20 protein-coding genes are annotated in these 17,565 nt (G+C 45.6%); 11 read left to right on the top strand and 9 right to left on the bottom strand.

From position 1 onward, the window contains the following. Nucleotides 1-31 precede the first annotated feature (31 nt). The 3 genes from L5M49_RS23540 (at nucleotide 32) to L5M49_RS23550 (ending at nucleotide 3,906) form a co-directional block, all read left to right on the top strand. Nucleotides 32-244 (top strand): DUF3330 domain-containing protein, encoded by a 213-nt coding sequence (locus L5M49_RS23540; RefSeq protein WP_000993245.1) that lies wholly within the window; start codon nucleotides 32-34, stop codon nucleotides 242-244. Between the two features lie 129 nt (nucleotides 245-373). Continuing rightward, nucleotides 374-931 carry a recombinase family protein gene (locus tag L5M49_RS23545; RefSeq protein ID WP_263266919.1) on the top strand — a complete coding sequence of 186 codons (558 nt, stop codon included), beginning with the start codon at nucleotides 374-376 and terminating at the stop codon, nucleotides 929-931. 2 nt (nucleotides 932-933) lie between these two features. After that, nucleotides 934-3,906 carry a Tn3 family transposase gene (locus tag L5M49_RS23550; RefSeq protein WP_263266920.1) on the top strand — a complete coding sequence of 991 codons (2,973 nt, stop codon included), beginning with the start codon at nucleotides 934-936 and terminating at the stop codon, nucleotides 3,904-3,906. A 67-nt stretch (nucleotides 3,907-3,973) separates the two neighbouring features. Here L5M49_RS23550 and L5M49_RS23555 read toward each other — a convergent pair whose 3' ends face one another. Continuing rightward, nucleotides 3,974-4,264, bottom strand: a complete 291-nt coding sequence (locus tag L5M49_RS23555) for a hypothetical protein (protein ID WP_263266921.1) — start codon at nucleotides 4,262-4,264, stop codon at nucleotides 3,974-3,976. 159 nt (nucleotides 4,265-4,423) lie between these two features. Here L5M49_RS23555 and L5M49_RS23560 point away from each other — a divergent pair, with 159 nt between their 5' ends. Next, nucleotides 4,424-5,044, top strand: coding sequence for a recombinase family protein (locus L5M49_RS23560; RefSeq protein ID WP_263266922.1), 621 nt, complete (start codon nucleotides 4,424-4,426; stop codon nucleotides 5,042-5,044). 117 nt (nucleotides 5,045-5,161) lie between these two features. Here L5M49_RS23560 and L5M49_RS23565 read toward each other — a convergent pair whose 3' ends face one another. The 3 genes from L5M49_RS23565 to L5M49_RS23575 form a co-directional block, all read right to left on the bottom strand. Next, nucleotides 5,162-5,494, bottom strand: coding sequence for a TraR/DksA family transcriptional regulator (locus L5M49_RS23565; RefSeq protein ID WP_011787803.1), 333 nt, complete (start codon nucleotides 5,492-5,494; stop codon nucleotides 5,162-5,164). A gap of 90 nt (nucleotides 5,495-5,584) precedes the next feature. Next, nucleotides 5,585-6,439, bottom strand: coding sequence for a universal stress protein (locus L5M49_RS23570; RefSeq protein WP_011787802.1), 855 nt, complete (start codon nucleotides 6,437-6,439; stop codon nucleotides 5,585-5,587). Nucleotides 6,440-6,473: 34 nt separating this feature from the next. Continuing rightward, nucleotides 6,474-7,964 carry a SulP family inorganic anion transporter gene (locus tag L5M49_RS23575; RefSeq protein ID WP_011787801.1) on the bottom strand — a complete coding sequence of 497 codons (1,491 nt, stop codon included), beginning with the start codon at nucleotides 7,962-7,964 and terminating at the stop codon, nucleotides 6,474-6,476. Between the two features lie 665 nt (nucleotides 7,965-8,629). On the opposite strand from L5M49_RS23575, the gene L5M49_RS23580 reads away from it, so the two are divergent. The 7 genes from L5M49_RS23580 (at nucleotide 8,630) to L5M49_RS23615 (ending at nucleotide 13,864) form a co-directional block, all read left to right on the top strand. Beyond that, nucleotides 8,630-8,980, top strand: coding sequence for a hypothetical protein (locus tag L5M49_RS23580; RefSeq protein WP_263185351.1), 351 nt, complete (start codon nucleotides 8,630-8,632; stop codon nucleotides 8,978-8,980). Between the two features lie 22 nt (nucleotides 8,981-9,002). Further along, on the top strand, nucleotides 9,003-9,257 hold the full coding sequence (locus L5M49_RS23585) for a hypothetical protein (RefSeq protein ID WP_263185350.1): 255 nt from the start codon (nucleotides 9,003-9,005) through the stop codon (nucleotides 9,255-9,257). 459 nt (nucleotides 9,258-9,716) lie between these two features. Then, nucleotides 9,717-10,436 (top strand): hypothetical protein, encoded by a 720-nt coding sequence (locus L5M49_RS23590; RefSeq protein WP_263266923.1) that lies wholly within the window; start codon nucleotides 9,717-9,719, stop codon nucleotides 10,434-10,436. Between the two features lie 574 nt (nucleotides 10,437-11,010). Next, on the top strand, nucleotides 11,011-11,298 hold the full coding sequence (locus L5M49_RS23600) for a hypothetical protein (protein ID WP_263185347.1): 288 nt from the start codon (nucleotides 11,011-11,013) through the stop codon (nucleotides 11,296-11,298). Nucleotides 11,299-11,693: 395 nt separating this feature from the next. Continuing rightward, complete coding sequence (locus L5M49_RS23605) at nucleotides 11,694-12,119, top strand: thermonuclease family protein (protein ID WP_263266925.1); 426 nt, start codon at nucleotides 11,694-11,696, stop codon at nucleotides 12,117-12,119. Nucleotides 12,120-12,404: 285 nt separating this feature from the next. Continuing rightward, nucleotides 12,405-12,815 carry a hypothetical protein gene (locus tag L5M49_RS23610; protein WP_263185345.1) on the top strand — a complete coding sequence of 137 codons (411 nt, stop codon included), beginning with the start codon at nucleotides 12,405-12,407 and terminating at the stop codon, nucleotides 12,813-12,815. A gap of 698 nt (nucleotides 12,816-13,513) precedes the next feature. Next, a complete protein-coding gene (locus L5M49_RS23615) occupies nucleotides 13,514-13,864 on the top strand; it encodes a hypothetical protein (protein WP_263185344.1) in 351 nt (116 codons plus the stop codon). Nucleotides 13,865-13,920: 56 nt separating this feature from the next. Here L5M49_RS23615 and L5M49_RS23620 read toward each other — a convergent pair whose 3' ends face one another. The 5 genes from L5M49_RS23620 to L5M49_RS23640 form a co-directional block, all read right to left on the bottom strand. Further along, on the bottom strand, nucleotides 13,921-14,157 hold the full coding sequence (locus L5M49_RS23620; protein ID WP_263266926.1) for a hypothetical protein: 237 nt from the start codon (nucleotides 14,155-14,157) through the stop codon (nucleotides 13,921-13,923). A 460-nt stretch (nucleotides 14,158-14,617) separates the two neighbouring features. Next, entirely contained in the window at nucleotides 14,618-15,187 is a 570-nt protein-coding gene (locus L5M49_RS23625; protein WP_263185342.1) for a DUF2913 family protein, read from the bottom strand. A gap of 14 nt (nucleotides 15,188-15,201) precedes the next feature. Next, nucleotides 15,202-16,338, bottom strand: a complete 1,137-nt coding sequence (locus tag L5M49_RS23630) for a tyrosine-type recombinase/integrase (RefSeq protein ID WP_263266927.1) — start codon at nucleotides 16,336-16,338, stop codon at nucleotides 15,202-15,204. A 38-nt stretch (nucleotides 16,339-16,376) separates the two neighbouring features. Beyond that, nucleotides 16,377-17,018, bottom strand: coding sequence for a hypothetical protein (locus L5M49_RS23635; RefSeq protein ID WP_263266928.1), 642 nt, complete (start codon nucleotides 17,016-17,018; stop codon nucleotides 16,377-16,379). Nucleotides 17,019-17,361: 343 nt separating this feature from the next. Further along, a partial coding sequence (locus tag L5M49_RS23640; protein ID WP_263266681.1) for a hypothetical protein occupies nucleotides 17,362-17,565 on the bottom strand: 204 nt, incomplete at its 5' end.

Raw genomic sequence — 17,565 nt, forward strand, 5'->3', positions numbered from 1 at the left:
AGCTTCGCTACCAATCTGGAGGAGTACCACCATGAACGCAAACGCCCCGAACACTGCCAGTTGCACCACCTGCTGCGTATGCTGCAAAGAAATTCCGCTCGATGCCGCCTTCACCCCGGAAGGCGCGGAATACGTCGAACATTTCTGCGGGCTGGATTGCTATGAACGCTTCCAGGCACGCGCCAAGGCCGCGACAGAATCTGACATTGCGCCTGTCCCTGGCGGTTCGCAGCCGTCAGATTGAGGCATACCCTAACCTGATGTCAGATGCTTGGCGCAAAGCACGTCAGAATAGAGTTGTAGTTTGTATTTATTGACACAAGCCGCCAAGGGTAATAGATTTCATCCTGACACTTTTACCTTTGGAGGCATCTTGCAAGGTCAACGTATCGGCTATATCCGCGTCAACAGCTTCGACCAGAACCCTGATCGGCAACTGGAGCAAATCGAAGTCGGTAAGGTATTCACCGATAAGGCTTCCGGAAAGGACACGCAACGTCCCGAACTTGAAAGGCTGCTGGCCTTTGTGCGCGAGGGCGACACCGTGGTGGTGCACAGCATGGACAGGTTGGCACGCAATCTCGATGACCTGCGCCGCATCGTTCAGGGGCTGACACAACGGGGCGTGCGGATGGAGTTTGTCAAAGAAGGGCTGGCGTTCACCGGCGATGACTCACCGATGGCCAATTTGATGCTGTCGGTCATGGGGGCTTTTGCGGAGTTCGAGCGCGCACTGATCCGCGAACGCCAGCGCGAGGGAATCGTGCTGGCCAAGCAGCGCGGTGCCTACCGGGGACGAAAGAAATCGCTGAACAGCGAACAAATTGCCAAGTTGAAACAGCGAGTCGCGGCAGGCGATCAAAAAACCTTGGTGGCCCGTGACTTCGGCATCAGTCGCGAAACCTTGTACCAGTACCTGCGGGAAGACTGATCATGCCGCGCCGCTCAATCCTGTCCGCCACCGAGCGCGAAAGCCTGCTGGCACTACCAGATGCCAAAGACGAACTGATACGGCACTACACGTTCAACGAAACCGACCTATCGGTGATCCGCCAGCGTCGCGGCGCTGCGAATCGATTGGGCTTCGCCGTGCAGCTTTGCTACTTGCGATTCCCTGGCATCTTCTTGGGCATCGATGAGCCTCCGTTTCCGCCCCTGCTGCGCATGGTGGCCGCACAACTCAAGGTGCCGGTGGAAAGCTGGAACGATTACGGCCAGCGCGTGCAGACACGGCGGGAGCACTTGGTCGAGCTGCAAACGGTGTTTGGATTCAAGCCCTTCACCATGAGTCACTACCGGCAAGCCGTGCATACATTGACCGAACTGGCCTTGCAAACAGACAAAGGCATTGTGCTGGCCAGCACCCTTGTTGAAAACCTGCGGCGGCAGAGCATCATCCTACCCGCCATGAATGCCATCGAGCGCGCAAGCGCCGAGGCCATTACCCGTGCCAACCGGAGCATCCATGCGGCATTGGCCGATTCCTTGATACCTGTCCATCGCCAGCGCCTGGACGAACTGCTCAAGCGCAAGGATGGTAGCAAAATGACGTGGCTAGCGTGGCTGCGCCAATCGCCCGCCAAGCCTAACTCGCGCCACATGCTTGAACACATCGAACGCCTCAAAGCCTGGCAAGCGCTTGACCTACCTGCTGGCATCGAACGGCAGGTACACCAAAACCGCTTGCTCAAGATCGCCCGCGAGGGCGGCCAGATGACGCCCGCCGACCTGGCCAAGTTCGAGTCGCAGCGGCGTTACGCCACCTTGGTAGCACTGGCCATCGAAGGCATGGCCACCGTCACTGATGAAATCATCGACCTTCACGACCGCATCATCGGCAAGCTGTTCAATGCGGCCAAGAACAAGCATCAACAGCAGTTCCAGGCTTCCGGCAAGGCGATCAACGACAAGGTGCGGATGTATGGGCGCATCGGTCAGGCGCTGATTGAAGCCAAACAAAACGGCGGCGATCCGTTCGCCGCCATCGAAGCGGTCATGCCGTGGGACACCTTCGCCGCCAGCGTCACCGAGGCGCAAACGCTGGCGCGGCCTGCAGATTTTGATTTCCTGCACCATATCGGCGAGAGTTACGCCACGCTGCGCCGCTATGCGCCGCAGTTCCTGGACGTGCTCAAACTGCGCGCCGCGCCCACCGCCAAGGGTGTGCTCGATGCCATCGACGTGCTGCGCGGCATGAACAGCGACAGCGCGCGCAAGGTGCCCGCCGATGCGCCAACCGCATTCATCAAGCCGCGCTGGGCAAAGCTGGTTCTGACCGACGAGGGTATTGACCGGCGTTACTACGAATTATGCGCCCTGTCGGAGCTGAAGAACGCACTGCGCTCTGGTGATGTTTGGGTGCAGGGTTCGCGTCAGTTCAAGGACTTCGACGAATACCTGGTGCCGATCGAGAAGTTCGCCACCTTGAAGCTGGCCAGCGAATTGCCACTGGCCGTGGCCACCGACTGCGACCAATATCTGCATGACCGACTGGAATTATTGGAGGCGCAACTCGCCACAGTCAACCGCATGGCGGCGACCAACGACTTACCGGACGCCATCATCACCACTGCATCGGGCCTGAAGATAACGCCGCTGGACGCAGCGGTGCCAGACGCCGCGCAAGCCTTGATTGACCAGTCGGCGATGTTGCTGCCGCACCTCAAGATCACCGAGTTGCTGATGGAGGTCGATGAATGGACGGGCTTCACGCGCCACTTCACACACCTGAAGACCGGCGACACGGCCAAGGACAAAACCTTGCTGATGACGACGATTCTGGCTGATGGTATCAATCTTGGGCTCACCAAGATGGCCGAGTCCTGCCCTGGCACCACCTACGCCAAGCTGTCTTGGCTGCAAGCCTGGCACGTTCGCGACGAAACCTATTCGACGGCGCTGGCCGAGCTGGTGAACGCACAGTATCGACAACCCTTCGCCGGAAACTGGGGCGACGGCACCACGTCATCGTCGGACGGCCAGAACTTCCGAACCGGCAGCAAGGCAGAGAGCACCGGGCATATCAATCCGAAGTATGGAAGTAGCCCTGGGCGGACGTTCTATACCCATATCTCCGACCAATACGCGCCCTTCAGCGCCAAGGTGGTCAACGTCGGCTTGCGCGACTCGACTTATGTGCTCGATGGCCTGCTGTACCACGAGTCTGACTTGCGTATCGAGGAACACTACACCGACACGGCGGGCTTCACCGATCATGTGTTCGGCCTGATGCACTTTCTGGGATTCCGGTTCGCGCCGCGCATCCGCGACCTGGGCGACACCAAGCTGTTCATTCCCAAGGGCGATACTGCCTACGATGCACTCAAGCCGATGATTAGCAGCGACAGGCTGAACATCAAGGCTATTCGCGCTCATTGGGATGAAATCCTACGGCTGGCCACTTCGATCAAGCAGGGCACGGTGACGGCCTCGCTGATGCTGCGCAAGCTCGGCAGCTATCCGCGCCAAAACGGCTTGGCCGTCGCCCTGCGCGAGCTGGGGCGCATCGAGCGCACGCTGTTCATTCTGGATTGGCTGCAAAGCGTGGAGCTGCGCCGCCGCGTCCATGCGGGGCTGAATAAGGGCGAGGCGCGCAACGCGCTGGCCAGGGCGGTCTTCTTCTACCGATTGGGTGAAATCCGCGACCGCAGTTTTGAGCAGCAGCGCTACCGGGCCAGCGGCCTCAATCTGGTGACGGCGGCCATCGTGTTGTGGAACACGGTCTATCTGGAGCGTGCCACCAGTGCTTTGCGTGCCCACGGCATGGCGCTGGACGACACGTTGCTGCAATATCTGTCCCCGCTGGGGTGGGAGCATATCAACCTGACCGGCGATTACCTATGGCGCAGCAGTGCCAAGGTCGGTGCGGGGAAGTTCAGGCCATTGCGACCGCTGCCACCGGCTTAGCGTGCTTTATTTTCCGTTTTCTGAGACGACCCCTAGACGTTTTGGCTTTTTACCCTGCTAGACGCTCTTAAACGCTCTCAGAACGCGCTAATTTGCGTTTTCTGCGTTCAGCCATGCCACGAGCCGTATTTTTCTTTTTTTCGGCTCTGCGTGCGATTTGGGCGGCTTCCTGCACGTTTAATTCACATTGATTGGCGTAATTAACTGCTTGCTGCTGCATATTTTGCGCTTTTTGGAGTTCGTTTCGAGCCTGTGCCGCCAGATTTTCGGCTTGCTCGTTTCGCTGTTTGTATTCGTTTTCAGCGGCCTTCATCGCGTTTCGCGCCTGAGTTTCCGCCGTGTTTAGGCGCAATTGCATGGTTTCAAGTTGGCTAAATTTGCCCAACGCGGTTAAAACGTAAATTTAGCCGAATTTTATAAGGTTCAAAATGTATACTATTTGATAGCTCTGGTTATTACCTATCAAAACTACTATCATAAGTGCATTATCAAAACCTTTAAAGAGATATGGTGATTTATGTCCAAAGTTGGTTATGCTCGAGTGAGTTCCACGGGTCAAAGCTTAGAAGTGCAACTGGGCAAGTTACATCGAGCTGAGTGCAATAAGATATATCAAGAAAAACGCAGTGGGAGGACGGCTGAACGGTCTGAATTTCAATCTTGCATGAGTTATTTACGTGAAGGGGATACCCTAGTGGTAACCCGACTCGATCGTCTTGCTCGCTCAGTCGTCCACTTAGCCCAGATTGCTTCGCGTTTTCAAAGTGAAGGTATTGATTTGCTCGTTATCGATCAGAACATTGATACGAGCACTTCGACTGGGAGACTCATGTTCAATATGTTGGCTGCTATTGCTGAGTTTGAAAATGACTTGCGGACAGAGAAGCAAGCTGAAGGTATCGCAAAAGCACATGAAAATGGAGTTAAATTTGGTAGGCCTGTAAAACTTACGGACACCTTAAAACAAGCAATTTATGATAAAAGAGCTGAGGGGGCCACTATTGGTCAGCTTGCCAAGGAGTATCACCTTGGAGAAGCTTCTATTTATCGGGCAATAAATTCAGTTAAGCAATCAATTGTTTCCCCCTACTCGATAGATGTTAAAGAGCTGCGAGATTATGGAAAATATAAAACGTGATTGATACTGACTATTGTATGTATTGACGTTTAAAATTAGCCTTACTGTATTAACGTAACATCAATAGGTATGATAAATTTTCCTTATCTAAAGAGCCTTAGCCTAACATTAATATTTCTACGAACAGTTAATGCAGCGAGTCACGGTAGGATCAAACATAAGCCGATTCAAATCGATATCTTCACCACAGACAAAACAGCTGCCATATTCATCGCTATTTATGCGCAATAATGCACCTTCAATAACTTGTAACTGATGCTGCTTGCGTCTCGCAGTTTCTAATTCCATTTGCTGTCCTTGCAATGCATCTATACGTGAAAGACGTCCGAGTCGTGATTGGTCAAGTTCGACAACTTGCACATCACTCGTTTGTGCTGCAATCTGCGCTAACAAACTTTCCAGCATTTGCTGTAACTGTAAATGCAGTTGTTGCTTTAGCTGCTCGTTCATTTCACCTCCAAACTTAAGCGTCAGAACCTATCTCTATTACTATGCACTAACCAGCGTCTTGGATACTGATTAGTGCAATATCAATAGCTGTTAGCGCAATAATAATAATGGGATATGGCTTTTACTGATCATCTTTGTGGTATTGCTTCCCACAAAAAACTCTCTTATCCGCGAATGGCCGTAGGCCCCCATCACCATAAGATCGATGTGATGCTCAAGTTGATAGATCTCAAGAGCCGTTTGAACTTCTCCCTGACAAACAGCGGTAACCACATTGAAATTCGCCGCCATCAGAGATTCGGTCACCAACGCCAGTTCTGCTGTCGCCTGTGATTGAGCATCAGACACCATCACCAAATGACATTCAAGCCCTTTTAAGAGTGGACTTGTTAGCACTTGATTAAGGGCTTTTTTCGCAGTAATGCTGCCATCGTAGGCAATCATAAATCGTTTCGGTGCTTCAAACTCTGTCATCACCACTAAAATAGGCTGCTTAACTGTGCGAATGACGTTTTCTAGATGGCTGCCAATCGCCTGCGCTTGATCTTGATGTTGCTCCCCTTGACGCCCCATCACCACCAATCTGGCATGGGATTCTTGCTCTAACAGGGTTTCGACTAAATCGCCGTGACGCTGCAAGGTTTTAACCACGACTGCAGGTTGTGCCTCCACGATGCGCGTTTGCGCATCTTGCAACATATACTTACCCTGCTCGAGTGCCAGCTTGCCCCGGCGCGCTTCGAGCTCAACCATTTCATTGAGCAAGTGCTCCCGTGTACCTAGGCCAATATTTCCCGACAGATCTGACTCTATCGGATAGGCTGACTTATCCAATACATGTAATAGGATTACAGGGGCATTCAGTTGAAAGGCGGCCCAGCCACTGGCATCACATACAGCGGATGTCACATTTGAACCGTCAATACAAGCAATCACATTTGTCATCGTTTTATTCCTTTGTTGTTGTGTTGCTAATGGCTTAGTGACCAGACATCATTTTTTCAACTTCTTCTGGCTTATCGTGTACCCCAAATTTATCGACTATGGTGGCACTGGCTTCGTTAAGGCCAATCAACTCAACCTCAGTCCCCTCGCGGCGGAATTTAATCACTACCTTGTCGAGGGCCGATACCGCGGTAATATCCCAAAAATGTGCTTGAGATAAGTCGATAGTCACTTTATCAACCACTTCCCTAAAATCGAATGAATTACTGAACTTATCTGATGAAGCAAAAAAGACTTGTCCAATAACCTGATAATGGCGACCAGTGTCAGCAGCAGTCGTTGTACTCTTAACCACCATAAAACGTCCCACTTTATTAGCAAAAAATAGGGACGCGAGTAATACACCTACAAATACCCCAATTGCTAAGTTATGGGTAGCGACCACGACCACAACCGTCGCCACCATCACAAGGTTGGTTGACATAGGATGATGCTTAAGATTACGGATTGAATCCCAAGAGAATGTACCGATAGCCACCATGATCATCACGGCAACCAGTGCCGCCATAGGAATAAGCTTTAACCACTCTCCTAAAAACACCACCATCACAAGTAAAAAAACGCCTGCAGCGAAGGATGATAAACGTCCGCGACCACCCGATTTAACGTTGATGATCGACTGACCAATCATAGCGCAACCAGCCATACCGCCCATTAAACCCGCGCCGATATTGGCAATACCTTGGCCCTTACACTCGCGATTCTTATCGCTTTGGGTATCGGTTAAGTCATCAACTATGGTGGCGGTCATCATAGATTCCAGCAAGCCCACCACGGCAAGGCCGGCCGAGTAAGGGAAGATGATCATCAGAGTTTCAAGGGTCAAGGGCACTTCAGGCCAGAGGAAAATAGGTAAAGTATCAGGCAGTTGTCCCATGTCGCCGACAGTACGAATATCTAACCCCATATAAACCGCAAAAAGCGTTAATCCGACAATACACACGAGAGGCGAAGGTACGGATTTACCAATCACAGGGATGAGTGGGAATAGGTAAATGATACCGAGGCCAGCTACCGTCATCGCATATACGTGCCAAGTCACATTGGTCAGTTCGGGCAACTGGGCCATAAAGATCAGAATCGCCAGTGCATTCACAAAACCCGTCACCACAGAGCGGGAGACGAAACGCATCAAGCTACCGAGTTTTAAGTAACCCGCAGCAATTTGCAGCACACCGGTTAATAAGGTCGCCGCGAGTAAATACTCAAGGCCATGTTCCTTTACTAAGGTCACCATTAACAGTGCCATCGCGCCTGTTGCGGCAGAGATCATGCCAGGACGGCCACCAGTAAAGGCAATAACCACAGCGATACAGAATGAAGCATATAGGCCGACCTTAGGATCGACACCTGCAATAATAGAAAAGGCAATTGCCTCAGGGATTAACGCCAGCGCTACCACAATACCGGCTAACAGATCTCCGCGTATATTGGAGAACCACTCTTTTTTCATGGTTTGAATCATGTTACTCACTCTGATTAAAATTAAATCAATAACAAAAGCTAACGCTAGCCATATACACAGATGTGCAAAGACAAGAGCTTTTTCGTCAACGTGACGAATCAATATTAGATTTATGGAGGTACAACAAAAGCTACCGAAGGGTAGATACTACGAACGGATCTGAGCGATCCAAAATGAAGGGGGTTAAACTAATGCGGCTTAAAGCTCATTACAGAAATTATCCTTACAACAGGTAAAATGAGTAAAATTTTGATTTTTAGCTATATACAGAAACACAATATAGAGTTAGGTAAGGATACCGTTCAGGTCGTTGAAAGTCAAAGGACCAAAATCAGATTAACTATGATCCGGTAAGCTGTAACGACTTAAATTCAGTGTTAATGAGCGTAACCAGATAAATTCCACATTAAAAACAAAAAAAACAGTGGCTTAATTTAGCTCAAGAGCTTAGTTATAAAGCTAACTTTACATTTTCGGCGCGTTGGGCAAATTTAGCCAACCTCGCTATACTTCATTCAAATTTGATTCAAAAGACAACGCTCTTACCGTTTGGGATAAAAAATGCCAATTCCGATTAACGTTTCAATCACGATAGTTAACTGATGTTCTTTGAGCCACTTTGTTCATCGGTTAGTGACAAGCCAACCCAAATAAAGGAAAGCGAAATGCAAAATGCGAAAATAGTCTGTATTACCGTTCTGGGATGCCTATTAATGTTGGTGTCAACAGGAATCGGGCAATTCGGGCAACTGATGCACACTCAAACTGATGTCAGGGCTGCCGCTCTTCAACAGTGGGCTGATGGAGATAATGAGCGCCTGATGAGCGTTGATGAATTTACGAAAGCTTGTCTTATCGGAGGGCCAATTGAACAAACAAATAGTGAGTTTAAGGCACCTATATCTATTGATGAGTGCGCAAACTTAAATGGCTTTGATAAACTAGCTGAGGTTGTTCGAAAAACTGACCTGACAATTAAATCTTATGCTTGGCCTCTGTCGCTAGTAGCGAGCTAATACGCAAGGAGCGGAGAGTCAGATGTTTGAATTATCACCAGAAGAAATCGCCATCATTCAGCAACGGCGTGAAGAAAAATCTGCTCAGGAAGCGCGAGTAGGTTTCCACAAAAAAGCAATTGCTACTGCACATGCATTTAGTGTTTGGTCAGACGAAAATGGCCTTGAACTTACATTTTCAACATTTGTTAATAATTTCAATTATCAAGAAGCTGACGGAAATGCGATGTACGAAGCTGTGAATCGGATTTTTTCTGCTGCATGGCCTCAGCAGTAGTTTGAATCTGTTTAACGAATGCAACGGAATTGGCGATGGTTTTGAGTGGGAATGCTACAAATGCTCATGTGGGAGAGGAATAAGTCTCATACTGAGTATTAAAGTATCATACTAGAATGGCAGCGCTCACATAGGTACGCTGCCATTTCTAAATCCCTTATGCCCCTTTATTAGTTACAGGCAATAATCAGGAAAGAACTGTGAAGAGGCTGTTGGCCTACTTTTACTAATCGATAAATAGCAGTCATTGATCGCTTTCGATTCAATATCAATACCAATGCTCACTTTGTTCATTTGTGTGCACGTTTATCCAGCAATACTCATGTAGGGTGTTGATAAATCAATAGCTTTTCCTCAGCAAAAATTAAATAATAGGTTTATTAAAAATGCATGCACGTTTTCCCAAATATACGCGCATGCGCACTATACAAATGATATGTGTATAGAGGAACTAACAAATTGATCGCAAACAGTATTTGTCCTTATTGTTCGACGGCAATGGTAAAAGGTGAGAACCTGGACAACAGCCGCTCTGTTGAGCATCTTGTTCCTAACACAGCTCTAACGCGAAAGAGAAACAACGGTGAGGGTGATTTCTATGCCTGTCGTAAGTGCAACTCAGAAAAAGGTACATTGGATGAAATATTTGGTCTGATTGCCCGCTGCCAGTCCAGTGATGATGAGCTAGCAGTGAAAGCACTAGTTCGTGCTTTCACTAAACGTAATAGCGTGCCGAATCGCCTTTGGGAAATGTATGATAGTGCGGTAGAGGTGGGTGAACACGTTGAAGCAAAAATGCCTATTTATGGTCAAGAGCTGATCGACTATGCAACGTTTTTTGGCAAAGGTCTATATTTTCTAAAGCATCAACGAATATTCAACGAAAAGCGAGACATAATGCATATTCGCTTCTTCAATAAACAGGTTCATTCAAGTTTTGCTCAGAATTATGAAAGCAAATTTTCTAGTAATCCAATTAAAGATTTAGAATCCAACTCAAAATCATGGGTTATCGCAGAAGATGAGTGCGTCATCTGGTCAAAAAATAGAAGTCATCTCATTATTTTTCATCACTTTATCTCTTTTGGTATTAGGTTTAAAACTCGTAATCACAAGACTCTGATGAAGAAGAAAGAGCTAGAAAATAGTATTTTGGAAAGCTTTGGGTCATACACATAACGAACTGTTTAAGAGTGATTCGCAAAGCATGGCATTTTTACTATGTGTTGGTTTTAGTGTTGAAGGTAGTATGCGGGAGCTTCGGTATTGCGTTGCTCACATCTTAATAGGGCTTTAGGCACACCTGCAGGAAGCATTGATTATGGCAAATGAGTTCATGAAAGAACCCTGTACCTGTCAAGGGAATAACCCGTCTTGCTTCAAGTGTGGCGGGTGGGGATATATCGACGTTATAAGTGAGTCCCGAGGAGCAGTTGGAGCTGGAGAGCTTGCACCAAGAAGGCCGCCCCGAAAAAGCAAAGCAAGGCAAAAAAACTCAGCACCTAAAGCCAAACCAACTGCCTGGGTTGCTTGCCCTATCTGCAAAATTCAGTGTCTCCATTTAGATCGACACTTGAAAAAATCGCATAAAAAGAGATTCAAAACTTTTATGTCTAATACCCTCAAAAACTAGTTAACGGAGTGGCTAACAAGGCGCAAAACTATCACTCACTTCGTTAGCTAGACGTCCAAAAGCTGCGCTTTTCGGCCCGTTAGCTTAATCGTTAGGCAATCATAGGATGGGAATCATTATGTGTCTTTTCTCATTACTGTTTGGGAAGAACAAAAAGTAGAATCCTACACAACTCGCCAGGGTAAAGCAGTGCGTACTGATGCGGCATTTGATGCATGGACCTCTGGTGATCTGGATAAAATTTTAAAAGCAGTAAAAACCAAAACAAACCCGATTGATCGGCATTTTCTTCTCCAATCAATCGTTAATATCACCTATAAACAACGGAAAACAGAAAGATATCGAAATTTATGTATTGAATATGCAAAGTTGCATTTACAAGAATTCCCCGCTTTAGTTCTGCCTTGAAGGAAGATATGGATGGTACCTTGCCACGAATATAACCACTGGTTCGTGATTTGCGAGTCTGGCCAATTGGAGTCCTCAGATGCCAGAGTTAGCATACCTTTAGATCGGCTGACAATTGCTGACACTTTTCCCATTAATGATTAGTTAACAGAAATTATAGGTGTTGCACGTGGCTGCGCAACGCGATGCAACAGGCGCAACAGCAAGAAAATTAACGGAAATTATTACTCACCTACAACATGCCGTTGTCACAGAAAAACAGTTTATAGGGTAATTTGTAATGCTAAACAGTTCTATAGATGGACCAGTTGCGGCTTATTCGATTCGGTTTAAAGTGGTTTATCTCTTAAACTAATTTTAATACTTTCCCACAATAGCATTAAGTCGGGGTGGCAATGAGGTTTATATCATTACTAGCTATTTCAATATTATTAATGATCTCTGGTGCCCATGCAGGTGATTCAGACATCATCACTGTTAAGATAGTTGTTTCTGTTTACGATGGAGATACATTTCGCGCTATCCTACCAAATGAGTCCGAAGAACTAAAAATTCGAGTTCGCGGAGTCGACACGCCTGAAATTAAGGGCCAGTGCAGTTACGAGAAAGATGCTGCTTTGCGTGCTAGAGATTTTACAAAGTCGTTGCTGAGGAATGCGAAGGTAATTCAATTAAGTGATGTCGGTGAGGACAAATATCATCGGGTATTGGCTACGGTTACTATTGATGGTGTTGACCTCGCAAATACTCTGATTAGTGAAGGTTTCGGCCGGCAGTGGAAAGGGCACCGAGAGATTTGGTGTGTTCCGGTGACACATTAATTTGGAAGATAGGACCCGCTATGATGTGAGGTATACCTTTAACGGACGGCTGAGTTTATGTAACTAATCTTGTACAATTAGTCGTCCAATAGAACGAAACGAACGCCAAGCTCCTTCTACCATGTGTGGGTAGTTTGTATCGGTATCCTTGGGGTGACTTGTTCACCCCTTAACCTCTCCTACAACAGATCTTCTTGATTATGTCTCTATGCGAGTCGGGATAGCAATTGATGCTGTGATTAATGATATTAAAGAAAGACAAAGACAAGAGGGGGCAGTCAGAACGTGTGGAAGCTAATTAAAATCGCCTTTATTTTGTACATCGTGTACTACATGATGTCGTTTTATATGACTCAAAGACGTATCGCGGAGTTTGCAGGTACAGGACACCCTTACTTGTTTAAAGAAGCTCTTACAAATAAGATAGCTGCCAGTGATTTTGCTGCGTTGGAAAAGGCATATACTGATCCAAAACAAATCTGTCCTAATATTTCATCTAGTAGAAATTACTTAACAGTGGTTTTTGTGAACGATGCGATGGTTTGCTGCGATACTCAGGAATGGCTAGTTCCGTACCGAAATGTAGGTTCAAATCGTGAATACCTATGTGGCAACTGGCCAAGCATTGAGATCATATCTCAGCCGCTGGATAAAACTAAACTTCAACTCGGCGTAGCTGAGCTTGAACTGAAATAGGGAAACTTGGGGAAAGTATATATATGTTTAACAATCCATTTGACATGATATCTAATTCATCAATAAATTTTACATTCTGGATGGCTGGCACCTTAATCCTATATCCATTAATAAAAGTCATTGCAAGTTCGTTTAGTGAAAATCGATACAGGATTGCAATTTACTTCATCGCATCAATAGGATACTTCTCTGCTTTTATGTATGCCAACTCTCATTTTTTAGACGCCTTACTTTCAGGCCTTGTAATTCCGAGCATAATCTTTGTTAGCTCAGTAATTGTTTTTTTAATCTCTCTGTATATCAAAAATGAAGGTAAATAGAAATTGGTTATATTAAGCGTATTAAAATATACTGTGGGAGAGTAATAAGATCTGAACAAGTCACCCCAAGGATACAAACTACCTACTCAGTTGAAGCTCGATTTGGACTTCGTAGTGGCAATTAGTATGAATCTTTAATTTTGGTCATGTTTCATCTAAAACGGTACGAGCAAGGGTACTTGATTGCTCAGAAAGTAACTATAAAGCATCATGGCAAGCTACGAAAACTATATGCGGTAGGCAAGCGTATACGCCTTCAAGAGATTGTTAGCGGCAGAAAAATAAATTGGGTTGCTTGCGTGTCATTCGTTGTTTATTGGATAGCAAGTGCATATGACAAGCGTTTTGCTGAGGTAAATCGTTTTTAAGAGGGAATTCATGAAGCCACAGAAAATTGCAAATTTAGAGGAACGATTAGAGACATGGAATGAGCAAAGACGCACCTGGTTACGTCAGGAACTGCCAATGGTGTTAATTATTGGCATTATCGTGTGTTGTGGCATGATGTATCTAGTTTCCTTTATGGAACCAAGCCTACATTCATCGTGGCTCTTGTGGGGTTCGATTTTTGGCGTTGGTTTAGCGATCATTCCTTTGAACATGACATATCCAAAGAAGCCTTCTCGAGCTGATGTGGACGCTGACGTTGCTATACGTAAAGCATTCAATATGGACGCAACAGTGAGTGAGAAGCCGGATAAAGAGGATGCTCGGAAGTTATTCCAGTGAAAATACTGATGTTCATACCATGTATTGCAGCAACACCTTTTGGGGATCGGAATTTATCAAAATGAGCCAAACCGAGTCATGATGGAAAGTAAAAATTCTGTCTGAGTTCGAGAACATGGCTCTACTCCTGCATTTGGGCGCATGTGATAAAACTCACCTTTAAAGTAGATAAAAGCTTGTTTAGTGTGATTCGCCCGTACTTGATTATTCGTATTGGTTGAAATATAGATATCATAGATATCATTTGAATATACCAGCTTGATAGCGGCATTCATGGGGTTTGTGTTCATCATTCTAATTCCTTCCAGGCACTTCAAATATTTTACTGATAAACAAGAACTAATGACATCGTTTCAGCGTCGATTTGAGACAGCAAAATAAATTCCCCCCTCTGTTTAACAGACAAGTAGCTCGAATTTTACACATCAAAGAGAAGCATCTAACCGAGTCCAGTAACGTGATCTCATGGCCAGTTGAGAATACGATAGGTATAACCATTGATAGAGAGCAATTCCCTTTATGCAAACTACCGCATACTGACCCTTTATTGGTTTAGTTACTGTATACTAACCGTAGGTTTTAAGTTAATTTGAACATTTTCCGGATTGTTTTTCTAAGTATTCCTCTTCCATTAATTGCCAAATTTAGTATCATAAAGTCTCACACAGTTGATTTATCAAAGGTGTGTCCTCCAACGGGGGAAGGGGTTCCTCCGGGAAAGAAACCAGCTTTATAGTTGGTTTTTTTTCGCCCTTATTTTGGGTTTATGCCAATTTGCGCGTGAGTTTCATATTGCGACAACACCTGAGCACTGAACCGCCCATCCAAATTTATCCACGTCATTAACTGTTCAATTTCACTCGATACTCGAACATAGACAAAAAGCGTTATCGGTTCCAAATACCTACCTTGACTGTCAAGCTTGTTAAATATTTCGTCGTTACACAGATAAATATTCCCAGGATGAGCAACAGTTGATGGAGTGCTCAATTGGACCATTAATTGAGTGGCCACATGCAGGTCCCCAAGGAAGTCAAATAAGTAGGATTCAGCCTCGCCTTTACCTCGATAGACTTCAAGATTGTCTAATAGCTTACAAATCTCATGCTCGAGATGAATCGAGTCAGGCACCAGAGAGAGCTTTTTGAGCTCCTTTTTGCAAGATTTCAAAGAAGGTGATTTCACTCTTTCTTTGAGATATTTACGCAATATGCTCGTTCTGGTGGCCTTTGGCACATATCTTTCGACTAAGCCAATATCAAGGTAAAGGTGGATTAAAGCATTCTCACAAACGCATTTAAGAGACTGATAATATTCGGTCAATTTTGTGTTCCTTTCTACAACGGGTTACTTTTTTGTCTAAACTTAGCCATCGCACCATCTTCCGCCAATATATCTCTACCATAACGATAAACCATGACGACTGAACTCCAACGTCCAGATACTTGAACCTGCAGCGGCGAAAAGCCAGCCGCTAACAGATCTTGGCACGCACCGACACGCGCTGAATGACCGCTCCACGTTTGATCACTACGCAATAAGTTAGGGGAATGGGTATTAACAAACGTAAATGCTTTGGAAAAAATGCAATCTATGGCATAGCCACTCAAAGGCTTAATTTGTTCACCAATTTTATTTGATTTATGCACACGCTTAAAAATGAGACCCTTGCGTTCCATGTTGGCCAAGGTCACGTAATCGTTGATAGCTGTCATGCATTCATGGCTCAAAATCACTTTATCGGGTTCGCCGGAATGACGGGCCTTGGTGATCGGAATAAGCAAAATGCCACGTCCATCATAAGCCACATTCAAATGCTCAAATGAAACTCGGGCCAACTCAGATTCACGTAACATAGACTCATAAGCCGTCATAAGCAAAGCGAGATCGCGCCTCTCAATCAAGCGATCGCTCTTTGAGAAGGCTTGTTTAAGCACTTCCAAATGCTTCAAATTGAATGCAGCCGCCTGACCAATAAACTCACCATTTTGAAGCTTACTTTCTTCCATCATTCTCATTAAATGCTTAATTTTTAATGGTTCAGTAGGTGAAGGTAAGCTCGCAGCTAAGTGATAAGTTTGCACCGCCCACGAATAAATTTTCAAGGTATTATGTTTAACGGTGGGCGCCAACTCTGTGATAAATCGCTCAAAATTGTCAACAGTACAGGGAATGGGAACAATGTTATGGTCACCACACCACCGTCGGAAAACATCCCAATGTTGATAGAGAGACTTTAGGCTATTTACACGTAAATTATGGCCATTAGATTCAAAGTCACTGAGCAACAATGAAATTAGCTCAGAAATACGCTGTGGTTGAGCAAGCTCAATGTCACACTCCAACAATGAACGTAATTCATTTTGAAGCAGCGTTCGTCTATCGAGCAATAAGTCTTTGACTTTATGAGGCTTCACCTCACAGCCAGCGTTTGATGTAACAGAAAAACATTCAATTTTCGTAATGTCATTCATCAAAACTTATCCTTGTTAACAAGTCGATAAGGTAAGGGTTATTCTTCCACAATCAATTGTTCCTCCATACGAAGGGTGACATCGAGCGACAACAGGTGATCGATAGCTTCATCAATCGAGCCCAAATCCTCCCTTTTCATAATGCTTTTTAGCCTTGCAACCAGCTCAGAAGACAATTCAATTCGGGTTTTATTCTCTCTTTTTTTCAACTGGCTAATTTCTTTGCGAACCCATCGCCAACCCTCATCTGAAAAAATTGAGTTCAACAATTCATTCAATTCATCCATACTCTCATGTTCGATGCCTGAGATCGGCGTTCGCTTGATAGCACGCAGTAATCTGGAAGCTGACATCCAGAATTTTTCAGCTGTGTCATGGAAGTGAACAAAGTTAGGCTGATAACGTATCGGTGAGATGGTACTCATGGTATGGCGAATATGCCGGCGAAGAAAATGATTGGCAAGTTGTGCCTCTGCCACAGAAAGTAATCGCATTCGCTTTCCTTTGGGTTTATCGCCATACTTATAACGCCACTCTGGGGCAACATAGTTTTTTCCGCTCATAATTACTTCCAGTAAAATGGTTCCACCATAGAACATCATTTTTTTAATACTTGCCACAAACAGGTCACTAAAAAACGCTAAACCAGTATTATGGTTCCACCATAATACGTAATCCATTATCAGTCAATCTTAACTTGAGATAATTACACTTATGTCAAGTTAGGAGTAGATAGTGGGGGGGAGGGGGCAAGGTTGTTTATGGTGCCACCATAATAGAGGTTCTGAAAATTTTGGTGATGTCAGGGAGGGATTTGAAGCATTGAGTGAACATGTTGTGCTGCTGATTGGCGTAAAGTGAATCACAGCAAGTAAGAAAGAAGTACGCTGTGAATACTACATTGTTAAGATATTAGTGAAACCGCTTTTATTATATTAAAGGTACTTCTGAACAAGATATTGCATTCGTAATATAAGAGAGGGTCCGCCGGGATTCTGGAATATTCCGCCAAATCAGACCTAATTAGTTGTTATCTTTAGATATTGAACGATTCTGACTATCGGCCCCCTTCAATTCAATGAACCATCTGTCCATAATGTCTTTTTGTGCATTGGCAGTCGATTTCAACGATTGTACTTCAATGATAAGTAAGGCGTTCTTGTCAGTCTGCTCCGCGAGTTGCGTGTTTAACGAATTAATTCGAGACGTTGCCTGTTGATACCTATC

The organism is Shewanella sp. SM74, from assembly GCF_025653725.1.
GTDB lineage: Bacteria > Pseudomonadota > Gammaproteobacteria > Enterobacterales > Shewanellaceae > Shewanella > Shewanella oncorhynchi.

What these genes read in the sequence shown, in the direction of transcription:
- L5M49_RS23540 (WP_000993245.1), top strand. Translation starts at nt 32, where the DNA reads ATGAACGCAAACGCCCCGAACACTGCCAGTTGCACCACCTGCTGCGTA.
- L5M49_RS23550 (WP_263266920.1), top strand. Translation starts at nt 934, where the DNA reads ATGCCGCGCCGCTCAATCCTGTCCGCCACCGAGCGCGAAAGCCTGCTG.
- L5M49_RS23555 (WP_263266921.1), bottom strand. Translation starts at nt 4,264, where the DNA reads ATGCAATTGCGCCTAAACACGGCGGAAACTCAGGCGCGAAACGCGATG.
- L5M49_RS23560 (WP_263266922.1), top strand. Translation starts at nt 4,424, where the DNA reads ATGTCCAAAGTTGGTTATGCTCGAGTGAGTTCCACGGGTCAAAGCTTA.
- L5M49_RS23565 (WP_011787803.1), bottom strand. Translation starts at nt 5,494, where the DNA reads ATGAACGAGCAGCTAAAGCAACAACTGCATTTACAGTTACAGCAAATG.
- L5M49_RS23570 (WP_011787802.1), bottom strand. Translation starts at nt 6,439, where the DNA reads ATGACAAATGTGATTGCTTGTATTGACGGTTCAAATGTGACATCCGCT.
- L5M49_RS23575 (WP_011787801.1), bottom strand. Translation starts at nt 7,964, where the DNA reads ATGATTCAAACCATGAAAAAAGAGTGGTTCTCCAATATACGCGGAGAT.
- L5M49_RS23580 (WP_263185351.1), top strand. Translation starts at nt 8,630, where the DNA reads ATGCAAAATGCGAAAATAGTCTGTATTACCGTTCTGGGATGCCTATTA.
- L5M49_RS23585 (WP_263185350.1), top strand. Translation starts at nt 9,003, where the DNA reads ATGTTTGAATTATCACCAGAAGAAATCGCCATCATTCAGCAACGGCGT.
- L5M49_RS23605 (WP_263266925.1), top strand. Translation starts at nt 11,694, where the DNA reads ATGAGGTTTATATCATTACTAGCTATTTCAATATTATTAATGATCTCT.
- L5M49_RS23615 (WP_263185344.1), top strand. Translation starts at nt 13,514, where the DNA reads ATGAAGCCACAGAAAATTGCAAATTTAGAGGAACGATTAGAGACATGG.
- L5M49_RS23620 (WP_263266926.1), bottom strand. Translation starts at nt 14,157, where the DNA reads ATGATGAACACAAACCCCATGAATGCCGCTATCAAGCTGGTATATTCA.
- L5M49_RS23630 (WP_263266927.1), bottom strand. Translation starts at nt 16,338, where the DNA reads ATGAATGACATTACGAAAATTGAATGTTTTTCTGTTACATCAAACGCT.
- L5M49_RS23635 (WP_263266928.1), bottom strand. Translation starts at nt 17,018, where the DNA reads ATGGATTACGTATTATGGTGGAACCATAATACTGGTTTAGCGTTTTTT.